We start from the raw sequence: 19687 nt of genomic DNA, 5'->3' as shown, positions 1-19687 counted from the left end.
GCGTGCCAAGGGCTGTCCTTCGGCGGACAAGGTCAGCGCGCAGGGGGCGACGGCGCCATGCAGCCCCACGACCTCACCCATGTGCTGCCAGCCCCAGGACGAGAAGGCGGCTTGTCCTCTCCGGTCGGCAGGATGCAGCAGGGTGACCCCGAGGAAGCAGTGCAGATCTGTGAGCAGACGCTGCTGCAGCCGGCGGGCGATGTCGCGGTGCTGTGCGTGCGGATGGGCCACGACCTGGGTGAGGACGACGGCCGGCGACCTTCCTCCCAGGCCCGGTCGATCGCAGCAGCGGCCGCATTCCCAGCCAGCCGCTCGATCTCCTCGGGTACCTCGCGCTCGTCGAGGACGAAGAGCCTTCCGCCGACGAGGTGAGTGGTCCCCTTCCAGCCAAGACGTCGTCCCGCCTCCCTGGCAGCACGTCGGACGTCTTTGACCTCGCCCATCTCCACAAGATCGTCCGCGCCGAGGACCAACTGCCCGTAGTAGCCCTGGTACTCCGGCTTCAAAGCGCCCTGCATCAGCGACTCAAGCCGCTCCACCAGCTTCTCGTACCGGCGCCGGGCCGGCTCGTCCTTCGCGGGCATGTCCCACAGCTCCCCACCTCTGGCCGCAGCCCGTGTGTGCCATATGCGTGCTGCGAGTGCGAAGGCCCTCCCGTCCGACGGACGGAAGGGCCTCTGAACAGGTGTTTCTCTGTGCCCCCGGCAGGATTCGAACCTGCGACACCCGCTTTAGGAGTTCGATCTACGTCGGCCTCTGTCGTCGCTGTTGGCCCATCCGACAGTCCTCCAGGAGCGCCGCTGTGTGCTGCCGTCCGGCTTCGTTGATGTCAGCGTTGGATGTCATGGAAACAGCTCCGGACTGGGCAGACGTCCAAAGGGTGCCTCCGGCCGGCCTGCCCACCTTCACCGGGTGTGCTGATCGGGGCCTCGTCACAGCGCCAGGCAGGTCCTCTGACCATCGTGACCGCTCCTGGTGACCACACGGTTGTCCGTGCAAGACCCGTCGGTTACAGTTATTGCAGATGATGGTTTGCCTGGAACAGTGATAGGAGGAGGCTGTGGCTCGTACGAGCGTCCTTGCCCGTGCTGAGAAGGTCGAACCGAATCCCTCACATCAGGGCGCCCTCGCCGCAACTGCCCGAATGGAGCCAGAGCAGATCCAGGTTCTGGTGCGCACCCCGGACGGTGGCGAGCTGGCGCTGCCACGGGAACTGGTCCGCATTCTCCTCGCCTCCGCCGACGAACTGGCCCACGGGCATGCGGTGACGATACTGGCTTCCGAGGTGCAGCTGTCGCCTGCTGAGGCTGCTGAGCTTCTGGGCTTGTCCCGACCGTTTGTCACCCGTCTCCTTGATGCTGGTGACATCCCGTCGACGAATCTGCCCGGAAGTAGTCACCGCGTGGTTCGCCTTGCTGATGTGCTGGCGTTCCAGCAGCGGCGTGAGCGCCGCAGGGAGGGGCGACGTCAGATCGCCGATGTGTTGGACGACACCGAATCAGCCATCTGATTCGGTTCTCACCGACGGCGGCAAAGCACAAGGGGGATGCGTGACACCGCGGGTCTTCGTGGACACCAACGTCTTGTTTCCGTTTTCGGTGATGGACGTGATGCTGGCCCTCACGGAGGACTCGGTTCACGAGATCGTATGGTCCGAGCGGCTCCTCGCGGAGTGGGAGCGGGTCATCGTGCGGGAAGGCAGGCGTTCAGCGAAGTCGGCCGCCGCGGTCGGCCATGCCGTTCGACGCTTCTTCGCTGACTGTGAAATCGCGGCAGCGTCCTATGAGCATCTTGTGGGTGAGATGCCTGGCGATGATCCCGACGACAGGCACCATGCGGCGGCAGCGGTGGCTGCCGGTGCCGCCGCGCTGGTTACCTGGAACCTTGCCGACTTCCCTGCGGGTGACTTGGCTGAGCGCGGAGTGCGGGTGATCGACCCGGATTCGTACTTGTGTGGACTGTATGGCGAGGTGCCGGATGAAGTGGTGGATACGGTAGTCAGGCTTGCCGGAGAGAAGCGCAACCCGCCCGTCACGATCACTGATGCCATCGCCCGACTCGCGAAGGCCGGTCTACCAGGCTTCGCCGACCTCTTGACGCAGCATCTCGGGTACTGAAGCCAGGCGGTACGACGGCGGCTCGCCAGTGGATGACTGGAACCGAATGCTCACGCAGACGGCCCCGGACTAGGAGTCCGGGGCCGGAGCCGAAGAGAACGCCTCCCGGGAGAAACCCCAGGGCGGCCCCGCACCTGGTGCCCCCAGGCAAAATTTGAACCTGCGACATCGCTGCAGGAGAGAGGCCGGGAAGTGGGGGCGCTGACCTGGAGCTTCGATACCTGGTCAGGCCACCGAGAACTCGACCGACCGGGGTGCGCTCCGTGTCCTTCCCCGCCGAACTGCTCGACGCGGTCACGCACCACCTGGAGCACTTCGCCGCTCCCGGCCGAGACGGGCACGTCTTCGTCGGGCCACAGTGCGGGCAACTGCGGCGCAGCAACTTCCGCGACGACTGGGTCAAGGCCCGGAAAGGCGCGGGCGTCACAGCCGAGCTGCACTTCCACGATCTTCGGCACACGGGCAACACGCTGGCCTCCACGGCCGGGGCCAGCACGCGGGAGCTGATGACGCGCATGGGGCACAGCAGCTCCCGGGCCGCGCTGATCTACCAGCACATGACCAGCGACCGGGACCGGGCCATCGCCGACCGGCTCGGGGCCATGATCCGCGACGGTGGGGGAGCGGCGGCTGACTCGGCGAGAGCGAGACTCGACCAGCGATAGCAGAGAGTGTGTAGCCACAGCGCCTGATCTGTGATGGGCCAGCTCACGAGAGGGCACCTCTCGTGAGCTGGCCTTTCGTCCTGCGCCTGGTCTCTCACTTCGCAGGATTCGCTGAAAACTGCTTTTTATGTCTCTTGCGTCTCCAGGTGCGCTAGTCTTGCGTGGCCAACGCCGACTAGCAAGGGGGAGGGCATGAGCCCAACTATTGAGGTTGATGAACAGACGTATCGCTCTATCGAGTTCGCGGCGAGCATGGGCGGTACCACTGCTGGCGAGGTTGTTGCTCGGCTCGTGAAGAGCGCAAGTGTGCCGGCCGCAGCGAGTAAGGAGGACGAGGAGCGCAAGGTTGGCGTGTACGTCGACTACGAAGGCCATCGGACTCGCGGCAACTATGACCGGGACACGAAGCGGATCGACATCACATCGGGGCCGCTTGCAGGGCAAAGCTTCAAGACGCCGACTGGGGCAGCGCGAGCGGTGGTGACGCACTACAAGCCGGGCGTGAATCCGAACCGCAACGGTTGGTCATTTTGGGTGCTCGATGATGGGTCCGGCGGGTTGCTGCAGACCATCCGGCACTCGCCGTGAGTTCGCGGCGGGGAGTCTGTTGTAAGACTTCCTGCCCATGCGTGGTCGGGTCGTCGGCGACATAGTGGCACGTCTATGGCACGACACCTGAAACGTGGAAGGGCCAGTCTGGGAGGAAACCCCTCCTGAGCTGGCCCTTCTGGCTGTGCCCCCGGCAGGATTCGAACCTGCGACACCCGCTTTAGGAGAGCGGTGCTCTATCCCCTGAGCTACGAAGGCGGGGCATGATCGAAACCTTGCCCGGTATGCAGCGAAGCTGCGCACCTTGCCGGGTCTCTCCACTCAAGCCCTGAGCGTCCTGAGGCTGAGGCTGCGGCGTGCACCGGCAGGGCCGGGACAGAGCACCGCAGCGCCCACCAAGGCGCTCGACCCACAGGGTACCGGATCGGGGCTCGGGCGGGCGCTGGTGTGGGTAGGCCGGTGGGTGAGGTGGTCGGGCGGCGAGGTCATGGCGCGGCCGGTTGCTCCGGGCAGACCGCGATGTCAGGGAGACCGTCCGCGCGAGCTCGCTGACGTGCCTCACGCGAATCTCCACGACCTCTCACGACATGCCTTGACCGCCCGAAGTGAGACAGGGGCGACGTTTCACAGTCGTGGGTTCAGTCCGTCTCGGGTTTGGCCACCGCCCAGGAGAAGGGGTCGATGTCGGGCTCGGGGAGTGCGTCGGAGGGGTGGGTGGGGCCTGGGGTCCGGCCTGGCCGCATGACTCCTTCCTGGACGACCGTCGCCGCAAGCGTGCCGTCGGCCGTGTAGACCCTGGCGTGGACCAGGGCCCGTCCGTCGGCGGAGGTCGGACTGCGCTGCTCGTACAGCAGCCAGGCGTCCGCGCTCACCGGACGGTGGAACCACATGGCGTGGTCGAGGCTGGCCGCGGTCCCGTTCCCCTCGTTGGGCCGGCCCGTGCGGTGGTGTGGGGATGCGGAGTCCAGCAGTGTCAGGTCCGAGAGGTAGGCGAGGAGGCAGTGGTGCAGCGCGGGGTCGGCGGATTCCGCCCCGGGCGGCAGCGCGCGTATCCGGAACCAGACGCGGGTGACGGGGCCGGACCCGTCCGCCCGCACACCGGTGGGGGCACCCGTGGGATCGTGGACGTAGCGCACGTCTATGACGTCGCGCAGGTCGGACAGCAGCCGGATGACCCTGGGATGCACCTCTGCCGGAGGCTCGTCGACCGCGTGAGGCAGGCGGTGCGGGGGCGGCGTCGCCGGCATGCCGATCTGGTGGTCCTCGCCCGGCCGCGACGTCCTCTTGAAGGAGGCCGTCAGATGGAAGATCTCGTTCTCCGTACGACCGCCGGGCTGCACCGCCACCACCCGCCGGCTGGTGAAGGAGTGGCCGTCCCTCAGCCGCTCCACGCGGTACGTGATCGGCTGGGCGGGGTCGCCGCGGAAGAGGAAGTAGCCGTGCAGCGAGTGCGGTGCGCGGCCCTGTGGCACGGTGCGGGCGGCGGCGCTCAGCGCCTGGGCGACGATCTGGCCGCCGAACACCGCGGACACATCCGCCGGGACGGTGCGGCGCGAGCGGAAGGTGTCCGGGGCCGTCGCATCGAGGGCGAGCGAGTCGATCAGCAACCACGCGGGCGCGTCCGCGGGGGGAAGTACCGTCGTCATCCTCATCACCGCCGACTGGTCCGGACCGGACGGACACCGGGCACGGCCCGGTCCGGGGCGTCGCCGGGCCATGCACCGTTCAGCTCGCGGCCGTGGAGCTCGGTGAGGGCCGTGAGCAGCGTTCGCTCCGGATCCGGGTCGATGCGTTCGACGATTTCGCGCGCCTCCAGGCAGCGGGAGGGCTGATCGGGGTCGTTGACCGAGACGGCGACCGGCGGCTCGGCGGTGATGTTCCGGTACTTCCGCCGCCCGGTCGTGCTGGTGGACCACAGCAGCTCTCTGTCCCAGCGCGCCCGCATCGGGTGGGACTGGGGTGTGCCGTCCGGCCGTGGGGTCGCCGGATGCACGAGGAGGGGGCGTTCGAGCAGGTCGAGACGGCCGCAGGTAAGGGTGGACAACGCAGGCCTCCAGGGGTGGTCGGACATCGGCTCCGCAGTGGGTGCCGGCAGACCCGAGTGGTCGCGGTTTCGAGGAACGGGACAGCGGCCTGCGGGAAAGAATGCCTTTCCGGCGCCGCCGGCAGAATGTCCTGGTGCGGGATCGAGAAATCCGAGTGAAGACTCAGATGTGGAATGTGCGTGTCGGCCGCGGGTTGCCGCGCGGCCTGGCCCATGGGGCCCTTCGCGAAATCCGACTGGAACGTCGAGCACGGCACGGGCGGGGGAACACCGGTCGCGGGCTGAGCTGCTCTCGTTGCCGGCGTGGACCTGCCGGTGGCAGTACGCGCGGCATGCTGCGCGCGCCGATCCGCGACTGGCGGAAGCCCCGCCCTCCGGCGAGCCGTTCGTACACCTCCGGGACGCCGTCGGGGAGGGTCGCGACCGCGGGCCGTATGTCGGTGATCGTCACGGGCTCTCCTGCTCTCCGCGCGGTCGTCGCACGGACACGCTGTGATGCTGGACATTGCCAGCGTCGCAGCGCCGCATGAAAGGCGAATAAAATTCGGCGTCGGTCGGCTGTCTGGTGCCGGGGCGCCGGCACGGCCACGGCCCTTTCGAGGGGCGTCAGGTGCTGCTCGTCCTCGCCTCCGACGGTGCCCGGCCCGGACGTGGCGGAGTCGGTGCGGGAGGCGGGCCACGACCGGGTGCGGCTGGTCGTGGCTCCGTCCGAGCAGGCCACCGGGCGGTCCGGACCCCCGGCCCGGTCGCCGTGCCGACCCGGCTGGACGGAGTCGTCGTCCGGGGTGCGACCGGGACGGGGGTGTACGGGTACCGCCTGCCCGGCTAAGGGGCGGCTGCAGGGGCCAGTGCCTGCCGGTACCAGCTCTCGCACGGGGTGAAGCGCTCGCTGAAGGCTCCCGGTACACAGTCGAGGTCGGCCCACAGCGGGTCGCCGTCGAACCAGTGGTCGGTGATCACCATGTCCAGGTCGTGTCGGGTGCCGCCGTTCGCCCGCAACCGCTCGTACGCCTCGTCGACGGTCAGGTCCCGCTCCGGCCAGGGGACGGACGCGACATCGGCGACCGCCCGCAGAAGGACGTGCCAGGGCACCGGGTCGGGATGACAGGCGTGGTAGACGGGCGCGGTGAGCCGTTCGCCGGGTGCCAGGGCGGCGGCGACCAGGGCCCGGGCGAGATCTCCGACGGCGACCGCGGACACCCGTGCGTGCCAGCCCTCCACCGTGCCGGGAAGGCTGCGCAGCATCCGGGCCAGCGCGGGCACCACCCGGGTGTCGCCCTCGCCGTAGACGAGGTGCGGGCGGACCACCGTGCCGCCCGCCGCCAGCACGGCGTCCTCGCCGGCCGCCCGGGTGCGCGAGGTGACCGACACCGGCGCGCGGTCCAGGTCCTGCGGCCGGGCCCGGCGGAAGGTGCCCCGTCCGTAGACGGCAGCCGTGCTGAGGTGGACGATGCGGGCGACTCCGGCCCGGCGGGCCTCGGCCACGAGCGCGGCGGTGCCGCGGGCGTTGACCGCCTCGCACCGTGCGTTCGGGCCACCGATCTGCGAGGCACAGTGCAGCAGCGCATCGGCTCCGTCGCACAGGCCGTGCAGCGAGCCGGGATCGGTCAGGTCCGCGGGGACGACCGCGGTGCCCGGCGTGCTTGCGCGCACCTGGCTGCGATGGGCCGTCAGCCGCAGACCGAGACCCCGGCGTTCGGCCTCGCGGACGACATGGCGGCCGATGAAACCGCCGGCGCCGGTGATCACCACGGTGGGCACGGCCGACTCCTCACAGGGCCCGGTGCGGGCACAGGGTCACGGTGGCGGTGAAGACCGTCTCACCGCGCTGTGTGCCGCGCACGGTCGTCGGTATGCGGCCGTCGCCGTCCGGTCTGCCGGGCTCCGCTTCGATCCAGCAGGGCGCGTCGAGTTCGGCGTACCGCTCGAAGGTGCTGTCCAGTCCGACGGGCAGGGCGTCGCACATCCCGGTCGCGGCGTGTGCGGCCTGCCGTGCCGCCTCCAGGAGCACCATGCCGGGCACATGGTCGACCGGGTGGTCGAAGAAGATCGGGTGCGCCGTGTCCACACGTAGCTGCCAGCGGCGCGGGGTGTGCGGATCGGTGGCGGCCAGCACGACATCGCGCGAGCCGGCTCTGCCGACGGTCTCCGGCGCTATGCCGGCCGGTACCGGCACGCTCGACCTGACCAGTGCGTCCCCGCGCAGCCGCCGGTAGACGGCAGGGCTGGTGCAGTTGAAGGCGGCCGCGGCCACGGCGAGCGGCATGCCGTCGCGTTCCACCGTCACGCGGTACCGCATGCCCGCCAGGTTCCCGCCCCGGCGGACGATGTCGTGGCACTCGGCTCGTAACACGACCTCGGTCGGTCTCGGCCCGGCCGTGAGCGCCTCGGGGTCCGCGGCGAACGACATGTTCCACATCAGGAACTGGTGGCCGAAGGGGACGCCGTACTCGGCGTGCGCGAGCAGCGCCCCCGTCTGCCGGACCGACTCCACCAGCAGGAGCGGGTCCTGGTAGCCGCTGGCGGGGATGAACAGCGCATGACCGCGTGGCCACTGGGCCGTGACGGAGAAGCGGTCAGTGCTGTCTGTTTCCCAGTGGGTGAGGAAGACTTCGGACACGGCGGCGCGGTGGACGTACTCACTGGGCACCGTGGTGGTGAGGCGAGCACCCCTAGCGGTGCGCTGATCAGGAAAAACGATACTGCCAGTGCGCGACATGCAAGACACCTGTCTGTGTGCGGGCAGGGCGGACGACCGCTCCGGCGCGAGCCCCCCCTGCGCTGGTCAAGTTCACCTTGCTCGCCTCTAAGATACAGACAGGTCGGTTCGGTTTTCCAAAGGAAACACGACGTTCACGAGAATTCGAGGGCTGGGATGGCTGTTCAGGTTCGTGGTGAGAGGTCGAGGCGTTCGATCCTGGAGGCGGCCGCGAGCGTCTTCGACGAGCGTGGTTACGACGCGGCGAGCACGACGGAGATCCTGGCGCGCAGCGGGCTGACGCGGGGCGCGCTCTACCACCACTTCCCCTCCAAGGAGGCGATTGCCGCGGCCCTGGTGGCGGCGCAGAGCGAGGCCCTGGTGGTCCCCGAGCAGCCGATGAAGCTGCAGGCGGTGGTGGACCTCACGCTGGAGTACGCCCGCCGGCTGCGGACCGATCCGGTGCTCCGGGCGAGTGTGCGGCTGACCGTCGAGCAGTCCTCCTTCGCGCACCCGGGCAGGACGCCGTACCAGCAGGCGGCCGATGCCATCCTCGGCCTGCTCCGGGCGGCCGAGCGGCAGGGCGAGACGCTGCCGGGCGTGGACCTGGACGAGGTCACGCAGTTCGTCGTGGGCGCCTTCACCGGCGTCCAGCTGATGTCGCAGGTCTACTGCGGGCGCCAGGATCTGATGGAGCGTGTGTCGACGATGTGGCGGCTGCTGCTGCCGGGCATCGCCACGCCGGGCTTGCTCGCGCGGCTGCGGACGACGCTGCCGCCGCCGGAGGCGGGCGCGGCGGGTGAGGCACGGGAGTAGGGGGGCGCAGGGTCACCGGGACGAACGGAGGCGTCGCCTGCCGTCATTCCCCGGGATCCCGCGGCGCGGCGCTGTCCTCGGGGGTGGCCGCCGGATGGGTGAAGAGCGGACGGAGCGCCCGCCACATCCGGTCGGAGGTGCCGGGCGACCACCAGGCCGGGTCCGTACGTCCCAGCGACTCCAGGCCGGCCACGACCACCACGGCGAGGTCGGCGAGGTCCTGCCCCTCGGGCCCGGGGGTACCCGGGGCGGCGGGCGGCAGCAGTCCACTCACCCTGCGGCGGACCGCGTGCAGCACCTCCTGGCGCAGCAGACGGGCGGGGTCCGCGGAGCCGTCGGGATCCAGCTGCAGACCGGCCCGCACGGTGAGATCGCCGCCCAGGGCCCGGCCGAGCGCGGAGCCGAAGCGGGACAGCGCGGTGAAGGCGGCCGTCTCGAGCGGGCCGCTCAGTGCGTCGCCGAAGGCCGCGTCGATGAGCGTGGTGGTCTCCCGGCGCGCCTCGTCGTGCACGGCGACCACCACGGCCTCCTTCGTGGCGAAGTGGTGGTAGAGGGCTCCCCTGCTCACCCCCGCGCCACGGCAGATGTCGACCAGCCCGGCCGCGCCCGGGCCGCCGTCGCCGATCAGTTCGGCGGTGGCGCGGACGATGGCCTGGCGGGTCTGCTCAGCTCGCTTCTGCATCGGGGGATGCGTGTCCTTCCTCGTGAGAGGGGGCGGGCGGTCCGCTGCGGCGGGCGTCGTCGCCCGCGGGGAGGAAAGCCCAGTCAATCACCGGAGCGTCCTCCATACAAGTCTGTCTGTTTTTGCGGGGCGAGGATTCGTCATGCCCGCGTGCGGGGAGGGTGTCGATCCCTGGTGGCGGAGGGTGATGCCTGGTGGTAGCCCATGGATGCGTCCCAGGTGGGATCGGGAGGATGATTGACAAACAGACAAGTCTGTTTGTTACTGTCTGCCGGTCTGGTATCCGAGCGTGAGGAGTCCGATGGACAACCCGACAACGCCGATACGTCCGCCGGAGGGGCAACTGCCGGCCGCCGCGGGAGCCTTCTTCGCCAAGGCCCTGCACGAGGGGCTGATGCGCACAAGGCGGCGAACGGGGGACGTCCGGCCGCCGATGCCGCGGCCCGCGGCCGGACCCCGCACCGCACCGCCGGCCACGGCCGCATCCGCATCCGCCCGGTGCCGGGCCGAGCCGCTGCCCACGCTGACGGAGGCCGAACGGGAGGGAACCCTGTACCGGTTCCGGCTCGCCCTGCCGGCGGTGCTGCCGCCGCGCGACCGGGAACGGCCCGCCCTGGTCTCGGCGCTCGTCGCCTTCGCACGGCGCGTGCTGATGCACGCCGGGCGGAGCGACACCCTCTCCGGTCGCGTACGCCCGTTCCTGCCGCCCGCCACCGAGGTCGCACCCCACCACCTCGTGGCCGCGACGGGCCTGTTGTACGAGTGTGCGCTGCTGGAGGTGATGGAAGGCGCCCCCGAGCCCGGTGACACGGCGGCGTCGCGCGCACTGGCGGCCGTCCAGGCGCTCGCGGATGTGCTGAGGGCCACCGGAGCGGCCTTCTGGCGCGGCGACGGCGGCTGGAGTGAGTCCCGCCGGCTGGCCCGCCGGCTCCACGACGAACTCGGCAGCGCGCTGGCCGTGGCCCTGCACCGCGTCGAGCTCGGCCAGGACGACCCGACCGGTGCCGCCACCCACCTGGCGGTGGCCAGGAGGGCCCTGGACGAGGCGGTGGAGGAGAACCGCGGCATCATCGCCGGCCTGCGCCGCAGCACGCGAACGCCGCCTCTGCGCAGCGCTCTCGACGCCTTCCTGGCCGACCTGGCGCCGCGCGCGGACGTCGCCGTCCACGTCGTCGGCGACGAGAGTCTCGCGCCGGAACGCTGCCGCCGCGAACTGCTCCTCGTCCTGCGCGAGACACTGCGCAACTGCTTCGCGCACGGGAAAGCCGCGCACATCGAGGTGACCGTCCGCACCACCCGGCGGTGGGTGTACGCCCGGGTCGAGGACGACGGCGTGGGATTCGTCGTACCGCGCGTCCTGGGCGACCCGCGGACCGGGCACGGTCTGGACTCCGTCCGGGAGCGGGTCGAGGACCTCGGTGGCCGGCTGCGGATCACGAGCACACCCGGCAAGGGCACCCGTACGGAACTGCATCTTCCGCTCGACCCACGGCCGTGACCGCACCGGTCCCCGCCGCCGACCCGGAGATTCCTCATGCCTCCCACCACCATCGTTCTCGCCGACGACCACGCCCTGTTCCGGGAGACCCTCGCCGACCTGCTGAACGCCCAACCCGCCCTGGCGGTGGTGGGACACGCCGCCGACGCCGCCCAGGCCGTCCGGTGCGCGGCCGCCGAGCAGCCCGATCTGCTGCTGCTCGACTTCCAGATGCCCGGCAGCCACGGTGCGGGCACGGTGCGCGAGATCATCGCTGTCTCTCCGGGGACCCGCGTCCTGTGCCTGTCCGCCCATGCGCACCCCTACCTCGTGGAGGAGATGCTGGCGGCCGGGGCCCGTGGCTTTCTGCACAAGGGCATCGGCCGGGAGGCACTGCTCACGACCCTCTCCCGCGCGCTCACCGAGCCCCGGCACACGACCGTGCTGGTCCCGGCGGTCACGGCGGACCACGTACCGCTCGAGGAACCGCTGTCGCGGAGGGAGCACCAGGTCCTGGTCGGCGCGGCGGCGGCGATGAGCAACCGGCAGATCGCCGACCGGCTCGGCATCACGGAGGGAACGGTCAAACGCCATTTGAACAGCGTCTTCCGGAAGCTGGGCGCGGTGTCCCGGCTGGACGCCGTCAACAAGGCGGTGCGGGCGTCGCTGATCCCCTCTCCGGACGTCCATGCCGTGGCGCCGCGCCGGTCGCCGGGGAGACGGCCCTCCCCGGCGACCGGCGCGCGCCCCCTGCGTCGCTCACCCGGCGGCTGACGGCCGGCGCAGCAGGGCCGCGCCCACCGATCCGTCGTGGCCGACGGAGGTGACCAGGCCCCAGTCGGCACGGCCGTCGGACCGGGACGCACCGTCCTCCCAGTGCGCGATCAGCGCGGCCAACTGCAGGGCGCCACTGGCGCTGTAGGTCTCCCCGAGCACCTCCTGCACCCGCAGTACCTCGGGCGTGTGCCCGGCCAGCGCCCGGCGACGGCCACGGGCCTCCACCGCGCTCCAGCCGGGGCCGCTGCTCGCCCCGGCCGAGACGACGCCGATGTCACCCGGCTCGGCGCCACCGACCCGCAGCGCGTCCTCGACACAACGGGCGAGCGCCGCCGCCACCGCGTCCGGTCCCTCGTCCAGCGGACTGAAGGCCACCTCGCAGGCGGTCAGTTCGGCCAGTGACCGGCCCGCGGCCGGCCCGGTGCCGCCGCCCGCCGTCTCCACGACGAAGACGGCACTTCCCTCGCCGAGCGCCGGCCGCTCGCCCAGGGCGCCACCGCGGTGCCAGGCCCAGGCCGTGTGCGCGCCGAGCTCCTCCACAGCTCCCGTCAGCAGCCGGGCGGCCCGGCCTGTCAGCAGCGCGTTGCGGGCGTAGCGCAGCGCGGACAGGGCGGAGATCTGCCCGCCGGCCAGCGAGGCGTTCGGGCCCGTGAAGGAGTGCCGCATGGCCACCTGGCTCGCCCCGTGGTTCAGCAGCAGCCCCGGGAACAGGGCCGGGCTCACCAGGTACGGACGCTCCGCCTCGTAGCTCTCGCGGAAGAACTCCGCGAAGGCCCGGGCACTGCCCGTGCTGGTGCCGAGGACCACGCCGGTGTCGGCACGCTCCTCGGGCCCGCCGGGCTCCGGCAGGCCGGCCAGTGCCAGCTCCGCCGCCACCATGCTGAGCGTGGTGGTGCGGCTGAGGGCGCTCAGCCCCTTGCGTCCGAGGTACTCCCGGGGCGCGAAGTCCGGCACCGACAGCAGCCGCACGCCCGGCGGCGCCGGCTGTCCGTCCAGAGCCTGGGCGCCGCCGTCACCCGGCGGCAGCGTGCCCGAGCGCACGGCCTCGTACAGGACCTTCCCGCCGGCACCGGCCGCGCTGATCACCCCGTAGCCCGTGATCCGTACGGCGGTGGACTCGGTGGTTCCGCTCATGCGGGCCTCCCCAGCATCACGATGGCGTTGTTGCCGCCGAAGGCGAATCCGTGGTTCTCGACGATCCTCGGCCGGGCGGGGCGTGCCCGGCCCGGCACGCAGTCCAGGTCCGGGCCGAGCGCCGGATCCACCGAGCGGACCGTCGCCGTCGGCGGCAGGAACCCTTCGTACAGGGCCATGCAGCAGGCCAGTGCGCCGAAGCCGCTGGCGGCTCCCATGGTGTGGCCGAGCATCGACTTGATGGAGCTGATCGGCGGTATCCGGTCGCCGAACACCTCGCGCACCGCCGCGACCTCGGTGGAGTCATTGGCGGCCGTGCCCGTACCGTGGGCGCAGACGTAGTCGATCTCGTCCGGTTCGACCCCGGCGTCGCGGTGCGCCCGGCGGATGCACTCGGCGATGCCGTCCCGGTCCGGCTGGGTCGGGTGCTTGGCGTCACAGGTCAGGCCATATCCCAGTACCTCTGCGTAGATGCGTGCCCCGCGTGAGACGGCGCTGTCCCACGACTCCAGGACGAGGGCCGCGCCGCCCTCCGCGGTCATGATGCCGCCCCGGTCCTCGTCGAACGGGCGGCACAGGTCGGGGGCGATGGCGCCGAGGCGGTGGAAGCCCGCGTGGGTGGCGCGGTTCACCGCGTCGGCACCGCCGGCGATCATGACGTCAGCCGCGCCCCCGCGGATGAGGTCGAACCCGTATCCGATGGCGTAGTTGCTCGCCGAGCAGGCGGTGCCGAAGGTCTGCGCCTCGCCGCGCAGGCCCAGTTCGGTGTTGACGGCGGCCGCGATGCGGTCCGCGGAGGCGCGGGCGGCGAGATCCCCGTCGATCCCGTCGATGCCCTGCGCCATCCACTGCTCGGTCAGTTCCTGGAAGACGCGTGCCTCCCCGTTGGTCGTGCCCATGGCGCTGCCCGCTCGGGACGCCGACAGACCGTCGGCGTCCCAGCCCGCGTCGCGCACGGCCAGCCGGGCGGCCGCGGCGGCGAACTGGCTGCTGCGGCCCCACTTCTCGGCCGGTAACCGCTCCAGGTGGTCCCGCGGCCGGAAGTCGTGCACCTCGCCCGCCCGGGTGTGCCGGAAGCCGGTGCTGTCGAACGACTGGATGTCGGTGACGCCGTCGCGGCCCTCGCGGACGGCCGCGGTGAACGCCTCGATGCCGATGCCGATGCTGCTCACCGCGCCGAGGCCGGTGACCGCGACGCGGCGCGGCGCGAGCTCAGACATGCGCGACGGCGGTCGTGTGGCGTGCGATCAGCTCGTAGGCGGTGCCGAGGTTGTCGAGGTCGACCAGCTCCTCCTGGGGTATCTCGATGCCCAGCTGCTTCTCGAAGCGGGAGAACATCTCGATGATCAGCAGGGAGTCGGCGTCGAAGTCCTCGACGAAGCTGTGCTGTTCGCCGACCTCGTCGGCGGAGACCTCCAGCACATCCGCAACGATCCCCCGGACGCGGGTGCGCAGCTCGGGGGAGAGTTCCTTGCCCAGGTTGTCCGACATGTTCGTGTTTCCCTTCAGTCTGTGGATCCTGCCCGCCCCGGAAAATTGCGGACGGTAATGTGATTGGCGAATTCATGCTGCCATATCCGCAGCGCCGTGGAGAACCCTCATTCGTTGAATCCCGCCCTCCTTTGACGTCGGTTTTACGTGCATTCCATTTTCGCTGGAAACAATATGAGTGTCGTCGGAATCTGAGGGGGCTCCTGCCATGAGAACGACCGTGCCGGTGGGCATCGCCGCGGCGGCCCTGTGGCTGCCGCCGAAAAGGGACTGCGCGCACAGCGCCGTCGCCGAGCAGCGCGTCGAGGGGAACGTGGCGCGGGACCTGGGCCACCCTCGGCTGCCGGTCGCCGACGACGTCTCCCCGCCCGAGATGGCCGTGCTGGCCGCCCGGCAGGTGCTCCGAGGCAGCGGTGTGGCGGCCGCCGACGTGTCGCTCCTGCTGCATGCGTGGATGCACTACCAGGGCCACGACCTGTGGTCGCCGGCGCACTACATCGCCCACCAGATCGGTGCGCACGAGACCGTGCCGGTCGGGATCCAGCAGATCTGCAACGGCGGCGCGGCGGCCCTGGAACTGGCCGTCGCCCGGCTCTCACTGGCCGAGGGCTCCCGGCACGCCCTGGTCACCACCGCCGACCGCTTCACCGCGCCCGGATTCGACCGGTGGCGCAGCGACTACGGCGCCGCCTACGGGGACGCGGCCACCGCGGTGCTGCTCAGGCAGCCGGCCGACGCGAGCGACCCACTGCTGTTCCGGGCGCTGCACACCGCGGCCGCCCCGCATCTGGAGGCCATGCACCGGGGCTCGGACCACTTCGCGCGGCTGCCCCGGGAGAACTCGCCCGTCGTCGACATGCGCCGCACCAAGCGGGCCTACCTGCGCGACCACGGGGTCGCCCCCTTCAAGAAGGTCAACCGCGAGATGATCCGGTGCGTGGTCCAGGGAGCGATGCGGGACGCCGGCCTCGCCGCGGACGACCCGCGCATCCGGTTCGTCCTGCTGCCCCGGCTCGGGCTCAAGACGCTGCAGAGCGCGTGGATCCCGACGCTGCACGAGCTCGTCGCCGCCCGGCCCGTGGACTGGGGCAGCGACACCGGGCACCTGGGCACAGGAGACCTGCCCGCGGGGCTGTACGAGGTACTGCGCCGTTGCGCGCTCGGCCCCGGTGACATCGGCCTGCTGCTCAATGCGGGCGCCGGCTTCACCTGGTCCTGCGCGGTGGTCGAGGCTCCCACGGCCCGCTGAACCCTGACGACGTGCGGCCGGGGCCGCACCGAGCCCGTGGAGGGCGCCGGTGCGGCCCCGGCCGGCATGCTGAACCACCGCACGGGTGAACCGCAGGGTCACCACCGGGGCGGGGCCGGCCGCCGCCCGGCACGGACACCGCTCACCGCGGAAACGTCCGCCAGGCCCGCGCCGGATGGTGGCGGCTCGGCCGGAGCCAGCCCGGGGCCGGTGCGGGGGCGGTGACCGGGGCGGCCGGGGGCGGCCCGGCGGCGCCTCGTGCCAGTACGACGGCGGTGAGCGCGGCCAGCTCGTCGGGGGTGGGCTCGCCTCGAACTACGCGCAGGGCGGGTGGGGCGCTGGGTGCCGTGTCCATGGTGGATGCCTCGCTTCCTGTGGTTCCGGAATCACTCCGGTCCGCTGCCTCCGGTGCCTGTCGGGTCCTTCCGGTTCCGGCCGTCACATCGGCGGGTTGCCGTGCTTGCGGGGCACCAGCTGCTCCTGCTTGGTGCGCAGTACGCGCAGCGCCTCCGCGATGACCGAGCGGGTGGTGCGCGGGTCGATCACGTCATCGACCAGGCCCCGTTCCGCCGCGTAGTACGGGTGCATCAGCGTCTCCCGGTAGTCCTGTGTCAGCTCCCGCCGGGTGGCCTCCGGGTCCTCGGCTGCTGCGACGGCCCGCCGGTGGATGACGTTGACCGCGCCCTCGGCCCCCATCACGGCGATCTCGTTCGTCGGCCAGGCGTACGCGAGGTCGCAGCCGATGGAGCGTGAGTCCATGACGATGTAGGCGCCGCCGTACGCCTTGCGCAGGATGACCTGGACCCGCGGGACGGTGGCGTTGCAGTAGGCGTAGAGCAGCTTCGCGCCGTGGCGGATGATGCCGCCGTGTTCCTGGGCGGTGCCGGGCAGGAAGCCGGGCACGTCCACCAGGCTCACCAGGGGGATGTTGAAGGCGTCGCAGGTCTGGATGAACGCGGCACCCTTCTGTGAGGCCTCGATGTCGAGCACCCCGGCCAGGTGCCGGGGTTGGTTCGCCACCAGGCCGACGGTCTGCCCGTCGATGCGGGCCAGCGCGCACAGCAGGTTCGGCGCCCATCGCTCGTGGACCTCCAGGAACTCCGCGTCGTCCACCAGGCGCGCGATCACCTCGCCCATGTCGTACGGCTGGTTGGGGTCTGCCGGCACCAGGTGCAGGAGTTCCTCGTCCAGTGTGTCCAGCCGGGAGGCGGGCGCGGCGGCCGGCGGCAGCTCGCGGTTGTTGGACGGCAGCAGCGACAGCAGGTAGCGCACGTCCTCCAGGCAGGACTCCTCGTCGTCGTAGGCGAAGGCGGCCGCACCCGAGACCGCGGCGTGCAGGTCGGCGCCGCCGAGCTGCTCGTGGCTCACCTTCTCGCCCGTCACGGCCTCGACCACGTCCGGGCCGGTGATGAACATCTGGGAGATCCCACGCACCATGAACACGAAGTCGGTCAGCGCCGGGGAGTAGGTCGCGCCGCCGGCGCACGGGCCGAGCATCACACTGATCTGCGGGATCACGCCGGAGGCGCGCACGTTGCGGCGGAAGATCCCGCCGTACCCGGCGAGCGCGCTGACGCCCTCCTGGATACGGGCGCCGGCCCCGTCGTTGAGGCTCACCAGCGGCGCACCGGCCGCGTCGGCCATGTCCATGATCTTATGGATCTTCTCGGCGTGGGACTCGCCCAGCGAGCCGCCGAAGATGCGGAAGTCATGGGCGTAGACGAAGACCGTACGCCCGTGCACCCGGCCCCAGCCGGTGACCACCCCGTCGGTGTGCGGGCGGCGGTCCTCCAGGCCGAAGCCGCTGGCCCGGTGCCGGCGCAACCCCTCGATCTCGGTGAACGTGCCCTCGTCGAACAACAGTCCAAGCCGCTCGCGCACGGTCAGCTTGCCGCGTGCGCGCTGGGCCTCCGTCGCACCCGCGCCCGGGCCGCCGCGCACCGCCTGCCTGAGGCGCAGCAGCTCGGCGGTGCTCCCCAGGAGGTCCGGACCGGACGGAGGGGCCGGCGGGGCGAGGGGACGGTCATCCAAAGCGGTCATCGAAACGCACTCCCTTGCGGTGGACGGCGGAGCGGACGGAAAACGGCTCCCAAGATATTTCCCAACAGAATGTGAGGCCGTCATGAAAGTTGACTAAAAGGCGGTCGAGGGTGGTCGAGAACTGCTTCCCGCGGCGTTCTTCATGCGCTTTTCACGGTACTTCTATGGCCGCTCGGAATCATGGGGGTCAGGCCCGATCCGGGGCCGTAGCGCCTTTCTTGAATCCGCCGGAAGCGGCACCGGACAAGGAGTTCTTCGCGAATGACAACGTCCATGACAACGGCCGGGCCGGAACCGGCCCCCGCCCTGACCTTCGCCCGCACCATCGACCGCACACTGGTGCACCGGGCGTCGGTCTCGGAAGTGCTGGTCACCGACCTCGTGCGGACCGGGCCCGAGGACTTCCTGGCGGGTGCACAACTGCCCATCGGCCACCCCTATTTCAGCGACCACGTGCGCGAACCGGTGACCTACGACTTCCTGCTGCTGCTGGAGGCCGCGCGTCAGGCGGGCGTCGCCGCCTCGCACAGCCAGCTGGGCATCTCCCGGGACACCACCTTCCTGGTCAACAACTGGTCCATCAGGATCGAGGACCCGCAGGCCCTCACGCCGGGGGACCGGCCCGGGGAGCTGGAACTGGCGGGCGCCGTCACCCCGGTGACAGGGCGCAACGGCCGTCTGAGGGGCGTGAGTTCCTCGGTCGCCCTGCGCATCGCCGGCCGCGAGGCGGCGCGTACCCGCATCGACGTCGGCACGGCGAACAGCGCCGACTACGGGAAACTGCGCTTCCTGCAGCGCCGGTCCACCCCGCCGCTCACCACCGACCTGCTGGACGTCCTGCGCAGCCGCCCGGCCGACACGGCCGACGTGGGCCGCCGCAACCCCGCCAACGTGGTGCTCGGCGAGCCCATCCACCTGGGCGACGCGGTCTCCGCACAGGTGGAGCCGCTGTTCGAGAACAAGAGCCTGTTCGACCACACCTACGACCACATCCCGGCCATGGTGCTGACCGAGGCCGCGCGTCAGCTCGGCCACCTCGCGGGCGTTCCGACCGATGCGAGCGTGACCGGCTGCACCGCGGACTTCACCCGGTTCGCCGAGCTGGACTCGCCCCTGGTGGCCACGGCCCGTCTGGCGCCGGCGGGCGCGGCGGCCGACGGCCGCACCGGCTGCGTGGTCGTCTTCGAGCAGGACGGCGCCGAAGCAGGCCGTATCACCCTGGACTTCGTCCCGGCGCACTCCGGCGCCCTTGCGGCGGAGGGGCCGGCGTCGTGACCCGGCCGCCCGCACGCGCGGTGTGGACGGACTTCGGGGGAGTACTCACCCCGCCGATCCCGGACGACCTGGAGACCTTCTGCCGCCGGACCGGCATCCCCGCGGACGCCTTCCGGACGGCCATGGCCGCGGTGGCGGAGCCGTACGGCGGTGACCTGATGGCGCCGCTGGACACCCCCATGCTCAGTGAGGAGGAGTGGGCCGTCCGGATGAACGGCCGGCTGCGCGAACTCGGCGTGGACGCCGATCTGACCGGATTCGGTGACCGCTGGTTCGAGGGACGCGAAACCAACCACGCCTGGCTGAACCATCTCCGCACCCTGCACGACCAGGGGGTGTTCGTCGGCCTGCTGTCCAACATGCCGCCCGCCTGGGACCGGCACTGGCGGCGCATGGTACCGCCCGACGGGCTCTTCGACGGGCTCGCTCTGTCCTTCCAGGTCGGCGTTCGCAAGCCGCACCGCGGGATCTTCGAGGCGGCCGCCGAGATGGCGGGGGCCGCCCCCGAGGAGTGCGTCCTTGTCGACGACATCGAGGCCAACTGCATCGGGGCCGAGGCCGCCGGCTGGCAGGCCGTCCACTTCACCGACACCGACACCGCGGCGGCCGCACTGGCCCGCCGCCTCGCCCGCCCGGCCGGCATGGGCCCGGCGGCCGCCTGAACAGGAGGGCT

General features: G+C 71.2%; 21 protein-coding genes, 1 tRNA gene and 1 pseudogene. 10 read left to right on the top strand and 13 right to left on the bottom strand.

Annotated elements, in window-relative coordinates:
* Window positions 1-32: 32 nt before the first annotated feature.
* A complete protein-coding gene (locus tag BU52_RS36330) occupies window positions 33-584 on the bottom strand; it encodes a hypothetical protein (protein WP_235216345.1) in 552 nt (183 codons plus the stop codon).
* A gap of 560 nt (window positions 585-1144) precedes the next feature.
* On the opposite strand from BU52_RS36330, the gene BU52_RS33615 reads away from it, so the two are divergent.
* The 3 genes and pseudogenes from BU52_RS33615 to BU52_RS15650 form a co-directional block, all read left to right on the top strand.
* A complete protein-coding gene (locus BU52_RS33615) occupies window positions 1145-1510 on the top strand; it encodes a helix-turn-helix domain-containing protein (RefSeq protein ID WP_235216344.1) in 366 nt (121 codons plus the stop codon).
* A 58-nt stretch (window positions 1511-1568) separates the two neighbouring features.
* Window positions 1569-2117 carry a PIN domain-containing protein gene (locus BU52_RS15655; RefSeq protein WP_200881196.1) on the top strand — a complete coding sequence of 183 codons (549 nt, stop codon included), beginning with the start codon at window positions 1569-1571 and terminating at the stop codon, window positions 2115-2117.
* Window positions 2118-2368: 251 nt separating this feature from the next.
* A pseudogene (locus BU52_RS15650) lies at window positions 2369-2782 on the top strand (tyrosine-type recombinase/integrase); the annotation flags it as partial.
* 125 nt (window positions 2783-2907) lie between these two features.
* On the opposite strand, the gene BU52_RS37145 reads toward BU52_RS15650, so the two are convergent.
* Window positions 2908-3126 (bottom strand): SipW-dependent-type signal peptide-containing protein, encoded by a 219-nt coding sequence (locus tag BU52_RS37145; RefSeq protein ID WP_107061179.1) that lies wholly within the window; start codon window positions 3124-3126, stop codon window positions 2908-2910.
* Here BU52_RS37145 and BU52_RS36325 point away from each other — a divergent pair.
* On the top strand, window positions 3035-3370 hold the full coding sequence (locus BU52_RS36325) for a hypothetical protein (protein ID WP_362266240.1): 336 nt from the start codon (window positions 3035-3037) through the stop codon (window positions 3368-3370). The two genes, BU52_RS37145 and BU52_RS36325, sit on opposite strands and share 92 nt — an antisense overlap.
* Before the next feature lie 146 nt (window positions 3371-3516).
* On the opposite strand, the gene BU52_RS15645 is transcribed toward BU52_RS36325, so the two are convergent.
* The 5 genes from BU52_RS15645 to BU52_RS15625 form a co-directional block, all read right to left on the bottom strand.
* A tRNA-Arg gene (locus BU52_RS15645) sits at window positions 3517-3589 on the bottom strand.
* A gap of 380 nt (window positions 3590-3969) precedes the next feature.
* Window positions 3970-4977, bottom strand: coding sequence for an acyl-CoA thioesterase (locus BU52_RS15640; protein WP_063830009.1), 1008 nt, complete (start codon window positions 4975-4977; stop codon window positions 3970-3972).
* A 5-nt stretch (window positions 4978-4982) separates the two neighbouring features.
* On the bottom strand, window positions 4983-5375 hold the full coding sequence (locus BU52_RS15635; RefSeq protein WP_037934163.1) for a pyridoxamine 5'-phosphate oxidase family protein: 393 nt from the start codon (window positions 5373-5375) through the stop codon (window positions 4983-4985).
* Window positions 5376-6200: 825 nt separating this feature from the next.
* Window positions 6201-7136: an NAD-dependent epimerase/dehydratase family protein gene (locus BU52_RS15630; RefSeq protein WP_078903258.1), complete on the bottom strand. Its 936-nt coding sequence runs from the start codon at window positions 7134-7136 to the stop codon at window positions 6201-6203.
* Between the two features lie 10 nt (window positions 7137-7146).
* On the bottom strand, window positions 7147-8094 hold the full coding sequence (locus tag BU52_RS15625) for a ScbA/BarX family gamma-butyrolactone biosynthesis protein (RefSeq protein ID WP_037934161.1): 948 nt from the start codon (window positions 8092-8094) through the stop codon (window positions 7147-7149).
* A 156-nt stretch (window positions 8095-8250) separates the two neighbouring features.
* Between BU52_RS15625 and BU52_RS15620 the strand changes: the two genes are divergently transcribed.
* On the top strand, window positions 8251-8889 hold the full coding sequence (locus BU52_RS15620; protein WP_051858252.1) for a ScbR family autoregulator-binding transcription factor: 639 nt from the start codon (window positions 8251-8253) through the stop codon (window positions 8887-8889).
* A gap of 43 nt (window positions 8890-8932) precedes the next feature.
* On the opposite strand, the gene BU52_RS15615 is transcribed toward BU52_RS15620, so the two are convergent.
* Window positions 8933-9571: a TetR/AcrR family transcriptional regulator gene (locus BU52_RS15615; protein ID WP_037934159.1), complete on the bottom strand. Its 639-nt coding sequence runs from the start codon at window positions 9569-9571 to the stop codon at window positions 8933-8935.
* A 301-nt stretch (window positions 9572-9872) separates the two neighbouring features.
* On the opposite strand from BU52_RS15615, the gene BU52_RS32770 reads away from it, so the two are divergent.
* The gene (locus BU52_RS32770) at window positions 9873-11069 is read left to right on the top strand and encodes a sensor histidine kinase (RefSeq protein WP_051858251.1); all 1197 of its coding nucleotides are present in this window, start codon (window positions 9873-9875) and stop codon (window positions 11067-11069) included.
* Between the two features lie 36 nt (window positions 11070-11105).
* Window positions 11106-11822: a response regulator gene (locus BU52_RS15605; protein ID WP_051858249.1), complete on the top strand. Its 717-nt coding sequence runs from the start codon at window positions 11106-11108 to the stop codon at window positions 11820-11822.
* On the opposite strand, the gene BU52_RS15600 is transcribed toward BU52_RS15605, so the two are convergent.
* The 3 genes from BU52_RS15600 to BU52_RS15590 are packed head-to-tail and all read right to left on the bottom strand — an operon-like array spanning window position 11808 to window position 14450.
* Window positions 11808-12959 (bottom strand): beta-ketoacyl synthase N-terminal-like domain-containing protein, encoded by a 1152-nt coding sequence (locus BU52_RS15600; protein WP_051858247.1) that lies wholly within the window; start codon window positions 12957-12959, stop codon window positions 11808-11810. The genes BU52_RS15605 and BU52_RS15600 overlap by 15 nt on opposite strands.
* Window positions 12956-14179: a beta-ketoacyl-[acyl-carrier-protein] synthase family protein gene (locus BU52_RS15595; protein ID WP_037934156.1), complete on the bottom strand. Its 1224-nt coding sequence runs from the start codon at window positions 14177-14179 to the stop codon at window positions 12956-12958. Before BU52_RS15595 ends, BU52_RS15600 begins: the two co-directional genes overlap by 4 nt.
* Window positions 14172-14450, bottom strand: coding sequence for an acyl carrier protein (locus BU52_RS15590; protein ID WP_051858245.1), 279 nt, complete (start codon window positions 14448-14450; stop codon window positions 14172-14174). Before BU52_RS15590 ends, BU52_RS15595 begins: the two co-directional genes overlap by 8 nt.
* A gap of 208 nt (window positions 14451-14658) precedes the next feature.
* Between BU52_RS15590 and BU52_RS15585 the strand changes: the two genes are divergently transcribed.
* Window positions 14659-15699 carry a ketoacyl-ACP synthase III family protein gene (locus BU52_RS15585; protein WP_037934153.1) on the top strand — a complete coding sequence of 347 codons (1041 nt, stop codon included), beginning with the start codon at window positions 14659-14661 and terminating at the stop codon, window positions 15697-15699.
* A 142-nt stretch (window positions 15700-15841) separates the two neighbouring features.
* Here BU52_RS15585 and BU52_RS33605 read toward each other — a convergent pair whose 3' ends face one another.
* Together BU52_RS33605 and BU52_RS15580 are read right to left on the bottom strand one after the other, a co-directional pair.
* Window positions 15842-16054: an acyl-CoA carboxylase subunit epsilon gene (locus tag BU52_RS33605; protein WP_078903257.1), complete on the bottom strand. Its 213-nt coding sequence runs from the start codon at window positions 16052-16054 to the stop codon at window positions 15842-15844.
* An 83-nt stretch (window positions 16055-16137) separates the two neighbouring features.
* Window positions 16138-17739: an acyl-CoA carboxylase subunit beta gene (locus BU52_RS15580; RefSeq protein WP_037934150.1), complete on the bottom strand. Its 1602-nt coding sequence runs from the start codon at window positions 17737-17739 to the stop codon at window positions 16138-16140.
* 261 nt (window positions 17740-18000) lie between these two features.
* Here BU52_RS15580 and BU52_RS15575 point away from each other — a divergent pair, with 261 nt between their 5' ends.
* Window positions 18001-19014 carry a ScbA/BarX family gamma-butyrolactone biosynthesis protein gene (locus BU52_RS15575; RefSeq protein WP_078903256.1) on the top strand — a complete coding sequence of 338 codons (1014 nt, stop codon included), beginning with the start codon at window positions 18001-18003 and terminating at the stop codon, window positions 19012-19014.
* Window positions 19011-19676 carry an HAD-IA family hydrolase gene (locus tag BU52_RS15570; RefSeq protein ID WP_051858240.1) on the top strand — a complete coding sequence of 222 codons (666 nt, stop codon included), beginning with the start codon at window positions 19011-19013 and terminating at the stop codon, window positions 19674-19676. Before BU52_RS15575 ends, BU52_RS15570 begins: the two co-directional genes overlap by 4 nt.
* The last annotated feature ends 11 nt before the right edge of the window (window positions 19677-19687 follow it).

The organism is Streptomyces toyocaensis, from assembly GCF_000725125.1.
In the GTDB taxonomy this organism is placed as follows: Bacteria; Actinomycetota; Actinomycetes; order Streptomycetales; family Streptomycetaceae; genus Streptomyces; species Streptomyces toyocaensis.
Note: the sequence above shows the minus strand (reverse complement) of the source record. Positions and strands in the feature narration are given on the sequence as shown.